The organism is Nioella sp. MMSF_3534, from assembly GCF_030732985.1.
Taxonomy (GTDB): Bacteria; Pseudomonadota; Alphaproteobacteria; order Rhodobacterales; family Rhodobacteraceae; genus Nioella.
Genome location: NZ_JASHJX010000072.1, coordinates 1 through 11,569, shown reverse-complemented (window position 1 = coordinate 11,569; position 11,569 = coordinate 1). Strand labels below are relative to the sequence as shown.

The window sequence follows — 11,569 nt, the reverse complement described above, 5'->3', positions numbered from 1 at the left end:
TGCTGCCGCTGCAGCCCCCGCCGGGCCCTCCGCCGACATGGTCGCCAAGATGTACGAGGGCCGCGAGTACGAGGAAATCAAGCTCGACGGCATGCGCAAGACCATCGCGGCGCGGCTTTCCGAGGCCAAGCAGACCATCCCGCATTTCTACCTGCGCCGCGACATCAAGCTCGATGCGCTGCTCAAGTTCCGCTCGCAGCTGAACAAGCAGCTGGAAGCGCGTGGGGTGAAACTGTCCGTGAATGATTTCATCATCAAGGCCGTGGCCAACGCCCTGCAACAGGTGCCCGCCTGCAACGCGGTTTGGGCTGGCGACCGGGTACTGCAGCTGAAGCCGTCGGATGTGGCCGTCGCGGTCGCCATCGAGGGCGGGCTCTTCACGCCGGTCCTGAAAGACGCCGACATGAAGTCGCTCTCGGCGCTCTCGAGCGAGATGAAGGACCTTGCCAAGCGCGCGCGCGACCGCAAGCTCGCCCCCGCCGAATACCAGGGCGGCACCTTCGCGATCTCGAACCTCGGCATGTTCGGCATCGACAATTTCGACGCCATCGTGAACCCGCCTCATGCGGGCATCCTGGCCGTGGGCACGGGCGTGAAGAAGCCGGTCGTGGGCGAAGATGGCGAACTGACCGTGGCGACGGTGATGTCGGTCACCATGTCGGTGGATCACCGGGTGATCGACGGGGCACTTGGCGCGGAGCTGCTGAAGGCGATCGTCGAGAACCTGGAAAACCCGCTGACCATGCTGGCCTGAAGCATCAGATCAGAGGATTGCGAAAGGGCGGCCTGATGGTCGCCCTTTTTTCATGGGGATGTCGCCGCCTGCGGCGTCGACCCGGGAGCGCCCCTCCTCGGGCCCCGTTGGGGCCGTCGTCGGGCCGCGTTGCCACGGGAATGTGGGGCGGTTCGTCCTGCCGGGCGGAGGCCAGCGCCAGGTGGCAAGGTCGGATGCCTCCGGCGGGAGTATTTGGGCCAAAAAGAAGGGGTCATCCCATCTGATAGCCGGGGGTAGAGCGCATAAGCGCCAGTTCCTCTTCCGTCATCTCGCTTTCCACGCCCTCGAAGAGCGGGGTGGACAGGTAGCGTTCGCCGGTGTCGGGCAGCATGCACAGGATGCGCGCGCCCTTGGGGGCGGTTTTCGCCACCTCAAGCGCGACGGCGAAGGAGGACCCGCCGGAGATGCCCGTGAAGATGCCTTCCTGCGTCGCCAGCGCCCTGGACGCAGCGATGCCGTCGGGGCCTGCGACCGAGATCAGCTCGTCATAGCCATGTGAGTCGAGCGCCTCCTGCAACACCAGCGGGATGAAATCCGGGGTCCAGCCCTGGATCGGGTGCGGGTTGAAGGCGGGGTGGCTTTCGGTAGGCTCGCCATCTGCCGTGCGCGCTTGCGCATGGCCGCTGCCGACGAGGGCCGCATTCACGGGTTCGGTCAGGATGATCCTGGTGTTCGGGCTTTCGCGGCGCAGCACGCGCGCCACGCCGGTCACCGTGCCGCCGGTGCCATAGCCCGTGACGAAGTAATCGGGGCCTCTACCACCGAAATCGGCCATGATCTCGCGCGCGGTCGTGGCCTCATGGATGTCGGCATTGGCCTCGGTCTCGAACTGGCGGGCGAAGAACCAGCCATTGGCCTCGGCCAGTTCCTTGGCCTTCTGATACATGCCGGTGCCCTTTTCTTCCTTGGGCGTCAGCACCACCTTGGCACCGAGAAAGCGCATCAGCCGTCGGCGTTCCACGGAAAAGGTTTCCACCATCGTGATGACCAGCGGATAGCCCTTGGCGGCGCAGACCATGGCCAGCCCGATGCCCGTATTGCCGCTTGTCGCCTCCACCACCGTCTGCCCCGGTTTCAGTGCGCCGGAGGCTTCGGCGGCCTCGATGATGTTCAGCGCCAGCCGGTCCTTGACCGATCCACCGGGGTTGAACGCTTCGGCCTTGACGTACAGCTCCACCCCCTCTGGCGCGAGCCGGTTGATGCGGATGCAGGGCGTGTCGCCCACGGTGTCGAGAATGCTGTCATAGAGGCGCCCGCGCCCCTCGGTCTGGCGTGTCATGGCTCTGTCCTTCCCTGTTGCGTCGGCTTCAACCTAAGCGGGATCGCGGCAAAGAACAAATCGAACGATTGTGTATTGACTTAAGTTAGTGTTTATTTTACACATATATGCATTGAACGATGCGAGCCCCCGACCCGACCCAGTTTCAACAGCCCATAGCGTAAGACACAGATCATGCATTCCCTTGACCTCACAGCCCTCGATGCCCAGTTCATCTGCCGCGCTTTCGGCCTTCTGGGCTTCGCGATCTACGCGTCGGCGTTCTTCTGCCTCAGCACCGGCCGTCTCGACAGCAAGCGCCCTGAATATTTCGTCATGGTCCTCGCCGCCGCCAGCTGCGTGATGGTCAGCCTCTGGGCCGATTTCAACCTCAGCGCCGCTTTGATCCAGGGCTTTTACATCCTGATGGCGCTTGGCGGCATTGCCCTGCGAAAAGAGCCCAAGCCCGTCCCGGCGCGCGTTCTGTCCTCCTGATCCGATTTCCTCCCTCCCTGTTGGACTGCCCGTGAAGCCCTTGGTTTCACGGGCTTTTTTTCAACGCGAACGGAGAAAACCCGCACTATCTCTGGCGCGGGTGTCTGAGAAATTCGATTGATTCGGGATCAGTCCTTGCCGCCCCCGCAGCCCTGTACCATCTGGTCCATGGACAGGGACGGTTGATCGCAGCCAGCCTCGCCCACGATTTTCGCAGGCACACCGGCGACTGTGGTTGCGGGTGGCACCTCGTGCAGCACAACAGAGCCCGCCGCGATCCGCGAACAGCATCCCACCTTGATATTGCCAAGCACCTTGGCGCCTGCGCCGATCAGAACACCGTCGCCGATCTTGGGATGGCGGTCTTCCTCTTCCTTGCCGGTGCCGCCAAGGGTCACCGAATGCAGCATCGAGACATTGTCGCCCACCACGGCGGTTTCCCCGATCACAATGGAATGGGCATGGTCGATCATGATGCCCTTGCCGATCCTGGCGGCGGGGTGAATGTCGACGCCGAACATCTCGCTGATCCGCATCTGGATCATGTAAGCCAGATCCCGGCGCCCCTGTCGCCACAGCCAATGGCCGACGCGATAGGCCTCAACCGCCTGAAATCCCTTGAAGAACAGCAGGGGTTGGATGAAGCGATGACAGGCCGGGTCGCGATCGAAGACCGCCACGATATCGGCCCGTGCCGCCGCGCCAAGCGACGGGTCGGACCGATAGGCTTCATCCGCAATTTCGCGAATCAGCTGTTCCGACATTTCGCCAGAGGCCAGCTTCTGCGCCATGCGATAGGCCAGCGCCGCCTCCAGCGTCGCGTGATGCAGGATACAGCCATGCACAAGCCCGCCCAAAAGCGGTTCGTCCCGCACTGCCTCTTCGGCTTCGCGGGTGATGCGGCTCCAGACCGGGTCGAGCTCGGCCAGATGTGTGCGGGTCTTTGCCATGGCGGCCTCCTGCGTTCGCGTAGCCCTTTCTACCGCAGATAGAGGCAAAGGTCCAAGTTGAAACCCCTGATCCCGCTGATCACGATTTTTTATACCGCGTCGGGAATCGCGAAACTCAGGTAATGCGCGACCAGTTTGACGGTTCCCCCGGCGAAATCACCACCATTTCCGGTCAGGACCAGCTCCGTATCAGCCCAGACAACGAAGGGGTTTGCCGGGCCGCTGACCCATGAATTCAATGGCTTGCCCAAGCCGTTGCCATAGCGGTCATTCGTGGTCGCATCGCCCAACCGCCAATCGGTCAGCGCACCGGTGATGGCATCGGTCACGCGCCCCGTGACCCCCAGAACGATGGACCGCGCCGGGAAGCTGAGGCCTGATGCCACCGTCGGCCCTGCCCCGATCAGCACATCGGCCTCCACGCTGTGCACAGCGACACCGCCGCCACCGGGCGACGCAGTCAACCCGCCCGCGCGCCAGTCGCTGCCGTCATGCAGATCACAACTGCCCGTATCGTCCACGAAAGCGCGCCACCCCCGCTGCGGCGCGAAGAAGGCCCAGCCACCGCCCGCATATTGTGCGATCTCGCCGTCATGGCCCGCCCAGTCATTCACCGCACCGGGCGGCACGCCGAAGCATTCGCCCTCCAGCACCGCACCCGGCGGTGTGGTTAGGCTGCGCGACCGCAGGCGCAGCTGCACCACGCCATCGAGCCGCGTCAGCGCCTCGTTCACGGTCACATGTTTTTGCGCCTGGCTGGCGGCTAGCAGCGGCAGGGTCAGGTTTGTCGTATCAGTCATTGATCTCGATCCTTGCAAAGGGCCCGGGTCCGAACCGCGCAGAAACCTGCGCGATTTCAATCGTGTAAGGCAGGGTGACGGAGTCGCTGACCTGCATGGCATCGGTGTAGGTGAAGGCAGGTGCGCTGAGCGTTTCCTCTCGCTTCAGCCCCCCCGCATCGCGGATGCGCAGCAGATACGCCTCGCTATCCTCTCCCAGCGGCACCTCGGTGCCTTGCCAGCTGTCGCCGTCGATCCGCGTGCGGCGGATCCAGCTGACCTGACGGTCCGTTCCGACCTGCGGCGCCCTCAGATGCGCGGGGGCATAGGGGCGCAGCCCTACCCCGTCGAAGGCCAGCGCCGCATGGGCATAAACCGGGTGATCATAGGATTTGCCCGCAGGCCCCACCCGATAATGCCGCTGCAATCCGCGCGCCGACAAAGGCAGCTCGATCTGCCCCGGACGGCCATCCAGCAGCACGAAGAGCGACCCGATAGGCCAGTCATCGGGCATGATCCCGTCCGACCCCGCCTGCCCGCGCAGGCGCAACCGGATGTCCCACAGGTCCTCGCCCACCAGCACCGCCTCGGCGAACTGGATCACCTCCCAGTTGGAACCGCTGCCATCGCCTACCGCCGCGGCATTGGCCCCGTTCAGCACATCCTCGACACTGGCCGAGCTGAGGCTGCCGGTGCTCATCCGCACCCGCATGGCCGGTCCCCGGTCCCAAAGCCCTGGCGTGGCACGGAAAAGCGGCGTTTCCAGAACGCCCACCGCCGAGACAACATCGACCAGCGTGTTCAGCACGTAGCCACTGTCCGACGGCGAGCTGTAGACCGCCACCGACCCCGGCCAGGGCTCGGCCGCGACCGCCAGATGCGGGGCATGCTCCACCTCGTCGCCCGTCAGCAGGGGCAGGTCCATGAAAACCGGGCTCACCGGCAAGGGCGGCACGAAGGGCTCCGCGCTCACCGCCTCTTCGACCGTGTCGGACGGCTCGTAGATCTCCGCCTCCGATCGCACCGCCTCCACCTTCCGTGCGCCTGCGTCCTCCAGCTTGTCGATCCGCCAGGTCGATCCGTCGTCCATCTCGAAAACCGATCCGGCCCCGAGATCGCGCCGTGACGGCGGCAGCGAGAAGCTGATCGTATCGCGCGCTACCCGCGCCTCGGCCAGCCAGCGTTCGGTGATGCCGCGCCCCTCGGCACCGGTAAGCACCAGCGGCAGCTCGCTTTCGCTGATCGTGTCGGACCCGTCATCGGGGAACACCGCCTCGGCCACCCGCGCCTCGAACTGGCCCGCTGCTTCCACATGCGTCAGGCGCACCCGGCCCACCTTGTCTGCCTCCGGGGCACGGGTTCGCAGCGGGGCGGAGGCACCATCCTCATCGACGGCCATCCAGTCCTCGGACACGTCAGCATCCGGCAGTCCGGTGCGGGACCGGAAGACCAGCACACCATCCCGCTCCACCGCCTCAAACCCGTAAGCCAGCATCAATGGCTGCAACCGCGCCCGCCCGCTTTCAACGTCCGACGATATGGCCCCGCGCACGAAGCCGTAAAGCTCCGATACATCATAATCGGTGATCCCCGCCTCCTCGCAAATCGCGGCCACCACATCGGCCAAGGGCTCCGCCCCCATCCGGCCCGAAATCCAGTGTCCACGCGCGTGGTTTTCCCCGTCGGACCAGACCTCCAGCGCATTGGGAAAGGCGGGCCAGGGCCGCGCATCCCAGGCCCAGACATAGGCGTGATCCATATCCAGCATCGGACCGGCATAGACCTCCGACACGGGGTTATGCTCGGGGTGCAGCCAATAGCTCGTCATCGCGCGCAGATACTGCATCTGGATCAGGTCATCGCGCCGCCCGTTCGAGAAATGGGGCAAGCCCGATTCCGAGGATTTCGGATCGAGGAACTTGTTCGGCTGGTTCGTCCCCTTGTCCACAGCCGCGCAGCCCATCTCGGTAAAGCGGATGGGTTTCGACGCTGGGATCCACCCCGTTGCACTCTGCCCGCGCGGCAACACCGCCATGCCCCACAGGATCACGTCATCGCCCGGCGTCGCCGAGAACGGCCCAACCGAGGGCCGTGCACCAGGCGTGTCTTGCGCGACAACAAAGCTGAACCGCAGTCGCCATATATCGGGCGCGATCTCGGTTTGTTCGAGATCCAACACGCCATTTCCGAAAGCAAGGTTGCCGATGGTGCCCTGAACATAGTGGTAGGCCCCGTCCTGAGAGTAGACGAACCAACGGAACCTGCTTGAACTGCCCTTGGTGAAGACCAGTTCCACGTCATAAACCTGACCCGCCTTCAGATCGACGATGCGCCGAAGCCTATGCCAGGTCGCGCCAGCGGATGCGATGCGCATCGGGTGATCGAAGGTCTCTTCCACGATCCCGACCTCCGGCGTGGCCGATCCGCCGATGACCTCCCAGCTTTGGGGATTCAACGCATCCGGGGCATCAAACCGAAAGCTTCGCCGCCGATGCACGTGCAGGTTCTCCCACCACCCGCGCAGATCCTTGTAGCGGAACACCCAGTCCTCGCCAAAGGCCCCATCCGTGATCGGCGCGCGCAGCTGCGCCGCGCGGGCCTCGTCGCTTGGGTAGTACCAGTCATAGCCCTCACCGCCCTCGATATTGGCGCGCAGGTAGTCCAGTTCATAGATCGACCGCCAGCCGATATCCGCATGGTCCCGTCCGTCGCGCCAATCGGACAGGGGCATGTAATTGTCGATGCCGATGAAGTCGATATTGGCATCCGCCCATAGTGGATCGAGATGGAAATAGACATCCCCAGACCCGTCCTGCGGGTGGTAGCCGAAATATTCAGACCAATCCGCCGCGTAAGAGAGCTTCGCATCGGGCAGCAACGCGCGCACCTCGGCAGCCAGCGCCATCAGCGCGTCCACCGCCGGAAAGCCGCTCACCCCCCGCAACTGGGTCAGGCTGCGCATCTCCGATCCGATACAGAAGCTTTCCACGCCGCCCGCCGCCGCGCAGAGCGCCGCATTATGCAGGATGAAGCGGCGATAGTTCCATTCCGCCGGGCCGGAATAGCTGACCGACCCGGGCGAGACGGCGAAGTCGGCGGCGCTGGCCGTGCCGAAAAACGCCGCAACCTCGGTCTCGGCGGCAACGGTCCCGTCAGGAGACCCCGCCACGCCAGGCGCCTTCTCTCCCGTGATCCGCCCGCGCCATGGCAAGGCGGGCTGATCGCCGGTCAGGGCCCAGGGATCGGGCTTGCCGCTATCGGCAAGGATCTCCATCAGCAGGAAGGGGTAGAACATCACCTCCTGCCCCGCCGCGTTCAGCGCCTCGATGGCCTCGATCACCGACTGATCCGTGGGCGTCCCGCCATAGATTGCGCGGCCCTCGACCTGCGCCAGCATCTCCGCACTGCCCCGTGTCAGACCGGCCACGGTCCAGGGCATCTCTGCCCCATCCGCCTGTTGCTGTTCCACCTTCGGCTTGACGCTGCACTGCCCCGCACGCAGGTCATCCCCGAACCAGCTGACAATCAGCGACACCGCCCCGCAATTGGGCAGTTCGCCTTCCAATGCCTCCAGCGACACCGCGAAATCCGCCACACCGGCGGCCGTATTCACATTGGCGCTCTCCGACCGGCCAAAGCCCTGCGCGAGGCTGACCGGAGTCGTCGCCAGCGCATATTCCCCCGTGCCCGGCATCATGGCCACCGCGCGGATCGCCTCGGACGGTTGCGGGGGACTGTCCAGATGTTCGGGCCGCGCCGGGCGGAAAACCTCGAAACTCAGCTGCGGCAGGCGGTTGCCATAGGGGGAAAGGTCCAGATCCTCGATCACCACATAGGCGATGCCCCGATAGGCGGGCACTTGCCCCGCGCCTTCCACGGCCTCCATCTTCGGGTCCGGCATCTGATCATCGGTGCCGCGATAGACGCGCATCGTCAGATCCGTCCGCGCCAGTTCCGAGCCATCGGCCCAGACCCGCCCGACCCGTGAAATCTCACCCTCGCAGAGCGCCACGGCAAGGCTTACCGTATAGGAATAACTTGCGGTTCTCGGCGTTGGCGGTGCGCCTTTGCCGCCGCCGCCACTCACCGTCACATGCTCCTTGAACCGGGTGGCCCAGATCACCTGCCCGCCAAGGCGCATCTGCCCGAAAAGCCGCGCGACGGATGCCCCTTCCGAAGCCCCCGACAGCCGAAACCGGTCCAGCCGCCCCTGCTCGATCACCTCGGACCCGGACCCCAACAATCGCTGGTCGATGACCCGGCCCACAGTGGCCCCCACGGCCCGCCCGATCACGGCACCGGTCAGCCCCAGGAAGGTGCCCGAGCTCAGCCCGCCAAGCGCTGCGCCAGCGGCAGAAAGAAGGATGGTTGCCATTGTGTTCAGTTCCTTTCGGGAAATGCGAACCGCGCCGCGATCCGCCGTTCCCACGGCGGCGTCAGCGCGCTTTCCACGACGCCATGCCCGCTATAGGCATGGATAAAGCTGGCCTCCGGCCCCGTCCGGGCCTGCAGCCCCAGATGTTTGGCAACGGCCCCCTCCCGCATACGGAAAAGCAGCACATCGCCCGGGGCCTCATCGGTCAGCGGTTTCGGCGTCAGATGACGCAGCGCCGCGCGCCACAGCCGTTCTTCGCCCTGCGGCTCGGACCAATCCTGCGTATAGGCGGGGATCGCTTCCGGCTCCGGCCCGATCACCTCGCGCCAGACGCCGCGCAAGAGGCCAAGACAATCGCACCCGGCCCCTCGGGTCGAACACTGGTGCAGGTAAGGCGTACCGATCCAGTCCCGCGCCGCCGCAACCACCACGCTCATCGCAGGCTGCCCCCATCCATGCTGGCCGAGCCACGGCCGGGATAGGCCATGACCCAATCATCGCCAGGTATGTCGGGAAACCCCTGAAAATTCAGCAGGTTGGAAAACTTGAGCCGACAGGTCTCCATTCGCTTGTCGCACCCGGCCTCCAGCCGCAGCAGGTCCCCGGACCGCAGCTCCGCCCGCAGCGCCTCCCACAGCTCCACCTTGCGGATGCCATCGGCAAACCGGTCGTTCTTGATCACCGCGACCAGCCCCTCAGCCGCCCCGGACAAAACCCGCAACCGGCCCCGCTCGAACCAGCGCGGCTCAAAGCTGTCGAGCCCGTCGAACTCCAGAAACCGCCCGTCAGAGACCCGATCCGCCGCGCCTTCATGCGCATATCCCGGCGTGGCCAGATCAAACCGACACGCACCGTCCCCCAGCACCGCCGAACAGCCACGCTGATAGACCCGCCCCATCCGCCGGTTCATCGCCTCGGCCAATCCGCGCAGCTCCACCTGAAAGCCGCCCGCCTGCCGTTCCAGCTCGCCAAAGCTGCCCCGGAACTGCAACACCCGGTTCTCCGGCGCGCGCCAATTGACCAGCCACGCCTCCACCTCGGCCCCGTCGAAACGCCCCGCCTCGATATCGGCCTCGGTGATCGACGCATCCGACAGCGCGCCAATGGCTTCGGTGTTGTCCACCGACAGCCCGGTGGACTGGCTCAGCGCCGAGGCCGTCAGGCCGCTATCGGCCTTGAACGTGGTCCCGTCGAAGATCAGAGCACAATCATGATCCGTGAACCCGAAGGTCTGCCCATCCCGACGGATCACCCGCCAGCACCGCGCCACCTCGGTCACGCCACCGGCCAAATGGGCGGCAAACTGCTCCGCCCCGTTCATACCCGGATCTCCACGACCGGCACCGCAGGGGCATCCCCCGCCTGAAAGCTGGCGACCGAGGTCTGGATGCTGTCCGTGTCAAACCGCACCGGCACGTCAAATTCGAACCCGGCACTCACCTCGACCCCCAGATCGGGTGCGTCCGCAAAGGTGATCACCCCGGTGACCGTATCGACCTCGAAATGCACGCCCTGCACCAGTTCAGCGGCGTCGAACCCGGCGCGCACGGTATCGGCCACAGGCTTGGTGATCGGGCGGGTATAGCCCTCGTCACCAGACCGATAGGTCTTTACCAGCTGGAACGCCCTCGTCTCGCCATCCCCGGTCCCGATCACGCAGTCGCGAAACCCCGGTTCCTTAGACGGCGCGCAGCTTTTGTAGTCCGACCAGTCCTTCCAGCGGAACCCGTGCAACTGCCCGCGCCGGGCCTCGAAAAAGGCAATCAGCACCTCGATATCGTCAAGCGAGCGCATGCCCACACCCGCATCATAGCGGCGGCGCGAATGCGCCCAGGGGGTGTTGCGTTCCTCGAACCCGTTGGCCAGTTGCACCACTTCGGTGCGCCGCTCCGGCCCGCCGGCAGAGCCGAAACTCAGATTGGCCGGGAAGCGAATTTCGTGAAAATTCATAGCCTTGCCCCCATTACCTGTTACGCTGCCCGCGCGCGAGAGCCTGGCTCATCTGCGCCGCGATCTGGCTTTTCGACCGTTGGAACCCCTGCACATCGGGCGTCGAGATATTCATCGTCACATGCACCGGGCGGCCGCCGCCTTGCGCCTGCACGCCAAGCCGTCCGTCCGCCCCGCGGGTCAGCGGCATGATGGCCTCCGGCCCGGCTTCGCCCATCAATCCCATGCCACCCCGCATGGCGAAGGGCGTCGCGCCGCTGACCACGCCACCGCGCGCAAAGGGCGTCACGCGGCCACCGGAAAACGCGCCGCCCCGCTCGAAGGGCAGCACGGCGGACATCAGCGAATTCACCCCGTTGGCCAAAGCCCCGCCAAGGGCGTTCTGCACGGGCCGGATCGCGGTGTTATAAGCCGCGTCCACCATGCTTTGCGCCACGGTTCGCAGAGCGTCCGACAGGCGCATGCCGTCGAAGATCACCCCGTCAAACGCGCGCCGCAGCCCGCCGCCGAAAGACCGGCTCAGGCTCTGCACCTCGCGTCCCGTGTAGAGCATCGAGTCCTGCATTGATCGCAGCTCGGCATGAAACGTCGCCACCATCTGGCTGGTCGAACCCAAAGTGGCCTCCAGCGCCGACAGTTCCGCATCGAAATCGTTCAGTTCCTCATCCATCGGATGTGTCCTTATGGTCTGGGAAACGGGCGGCCAGGGCCTCCAGCCCCGCCCGTCCCATCGGTGCCGCGCCGCCGGTTTCACCCAGCATCAGCAGCACTTCCGCAGGGGTCAGCGCCCAGAACTCAGCCGGTGTTAGGCCAAGCCCCTGCATCCCGGCCCGCATCAGGCCGGGCCAGTCGAACGGGCGGGTGTTACTGCTCATTTGGGCGGCCGGAAGGACAGTGCCAGCAGCTGCGCCGCCACCCGCGCGGCTTCCAGCGGCCCGCCACCGATCTCGGCCCTGGCCAGATCCGCAGGCTCCCCCTGCCAGCCGC

At 65.4% G+C, this 11,569-nt stretch carries 11 protein-coding genes; 2 read left to right on the top strand and 9 right to left on the bottom strand.

Annotation, left to right across the window (positions count from 1 at the left end; all coding sequences use genetic code 11):
- On the top strand, nt 1–754 hold a 754-nt coding region (locus tag RBB16_RS19585), incomplete at its 5' end, for a dihydrolipoamide acetyltransferase family protein (RefSeq protein WP_306047718.1).
- Nucleotides 755–986: 232 nt separating this feature from the next.
- On the opposite strand, the gene RBB16_RS19580 is transcribed toward RBB16_RS19585, so the two are convergent.
- On the bottom strand, nt 987–2,054 hold the full coding sequence (locus tag RBB16_RS19580; protein WP_306047717.1) for a PLP-dependent cysteine synthase family protein: 1,068 nt from the start codon (nt 2,052–2,054) through the stop codon (nt 987–989).
- A 174-nt stretch (nt 2,055–2,228) separates the two neighbouring features.
- Here RBB16_RS19580 and RBB16_RS19575 point away from each other — a divergent pair, with 174 nt between their 5' ends.
- The gene (locus RBB16_RS19575; protein WP_306047716.1) at nt 2,229–2,528 is read left to right on the top strand and encodes a hypothetical protein; all 300 of its coding nucleotides are present in this window, start codon (nt 2,229–2,231) and stop codon (nt 2,526–2,528) included.
- Nucleotides 2,529–2,656: 128 nt separating this feature from the next.
- Here the strand turns inward: RBB16_RS19575 and cysE are convergent, their stop codons facing one another.
- From cysE to RBB16_RS19535, 8 genes are all read right to left on the bottom strand, one after another.
- Nucleotides 2,657–3,478, bottom strand: a complete 822-nt coding sequence (gene cysE / locus RBB16_RS19570) for a serine O-acetyltransferase (protein WP_071691872.1) — start codon at nt 3,476–3,478, stop codon at nt 2,657–2,659.
- Between the two features lie 89 nt (nt 3,479–3,567).
- Nucleotides 3,568–4,278 carry a DUF2793 domain-containing protein gene (locus RBB16_RS19565; RefSeq protein WP_306047715.1) on the bottom strand — a complete coding sequence of 237 codons (711 nt, stop codon included), beginning with the start codon at nt 4,276–4,278 and terminating at the stop codon, nt 3,568–3,570.
- On the bottom strand, nt 4,271–8,632 hold the full coding sequence (locus RBB16_RS19560) for a glycoside hydrolase TIM-barrel-like domain-containing protein (RefSeq protein ID WP_306047714.1): 4,362 nt from the start codon (nt 8,630–8,632) through the stop codon (nt 4,271–4,273). Before RBB16_RS19560 ends, RBB16_RS19565 begins: the two co-directional genes overlap by 8 nt.
- Nucleotides 8,633–8,637: 5 nt before the next feature.
- A complete protein-coding gene (locus RBB16_RS19555) occupies nt 8,638–9,069 on the bottom strand; it encodes an NlpC/P60 family protein (RefSeq protein WP_306047713.1) in 432 nt (143 codons plus the stop codon).
- A complete protein-coding gene (locus RBB16_RS19550) occupies nt 9,066–9,953 on the bottom strand; it encodes a DUF2163 domain-containing protein (RefSeq protein WP_306047712.1) in 888 nt (295 codons plus the stop codon). Before RBB16_RS19550 ends, RBB16_RS19555 begins: the two co-directional genes overlap by 4 nt.
- Nucleotides 9,950–10,582: a DUF2460 domain-containing protein gene (locus RBB16_RS19545; protein ID WP_306047711.1), complete on the bottom strand. Its 633-nt coding sequence runs from the start codon at nt 10,580–10,582 to the stop codon at nt 9,950–9,952. The genes RBB16_RS19550 and RBB16_RS19545 overlap by 4 nt, the downstream gene beginning before the upstream one ends.
- A gap of 13 nt (nt 10,583–10,595) precedes the next feature.
- Nucleotides 10,596–11,252: a phage tail tape measure protein gene (locus RBB16_RS19540; RefSeq protein WP_306047710.1), complete on the bottom strand. Its 657-nt coding sequence runs from the start codon at nt 11,250–11,252 to the stop codon at nt 10,596–10,598.
- On the bottom strand, nt 11,245–11,457 hold the full coding sequence (locus tag RBB16_RS19535) for a rcc01693 family protein (protein ID WP_306047709.1): 213 nt from the start codon (nt 11,455–11,457) through the stop codon (nt 11,245–11,247). The genes RBB16_RS19540 and RBB16_RS19535 overlap by 8 nt, the downstream gene beginning before the upstream one ends.
- Between the last annotated feature and the right edge of the window lie 112 nt (nt 11,458–11,569).

Bases quoted from the DNA above. Each gene is read 5' to 3' on its own strand.
- RBB16_RS19580 (WP_306047717.1), bottom strand. From the start codon at position 2,054: ATGACACGCCAGACCGAGGGGCGCGGGCGCCTCTATGACAGCATTCTC.
- RBB16_RS19575 (WP_306047716.1), top strand. From the start codon at position 2,229: ATGCATTCCCTTGACCTCACAGCCCTCGATGCCCAGTTCATCTGCCGC.
- cysE (WP_071691872.1), bottom strand. From the start codon at position 3,478: ATGGCAAAGACCCGCACACATCTGGCCGAGCTCGACCCGGTCTGGAGC.
- RBB16_RS19565 (WP_306047715.1), bottom strand. From the start codon at position 4,278: ATGACTGATACGACAAACCTGACCCTGCCGCTGCTAGCCGCCAGCCAG.
- RBB16_RS19560 (WP_306047714.1), bottom strand. From the start codon at position 8,632: ATGGCAACCATCCTTCTTTCTGCCGCTGGCGCAGCGCTTGGCGGGCTG.
- RBB16_RS19555 (WP_306047713.1), bottom strand. From the start codon at position 9,069: ATGAGCGTGGTGGTTGCGGCGGCGCGGGACTGGATCGGTACGCCTTAC.
- RBB16_RS19550 (WP_306047712.1), bottom strand. From the start codon at position 9,953: ATGAACGGGGCGGAGCAGTTTGCCGCCCATTTGGCCGGTGGCGTGACC.
- RBB16_RS19545 (WP_306047711.1), bottom strand. From the start codon at position 10,582: ATGAATTTTCACGAAATTCGCTTCCCGGCCAATCTGAGTTTCGGCTCT.
- RBB16_RS19540 (WP_306047710.1), bottom strand. From the start codon at position 11,252: ATGGATGAGGAACTGAACGATTTCGATGCGGAACTGTCGGCGCTGGAG.
- RBB16_RS19535 (WP_306047709.1), bottom strand. From the start codon at position 11,457: ATGAGCAGTAACACCCGCCCGTTCGACTGGCCCGGCCTGATGCGGGCC.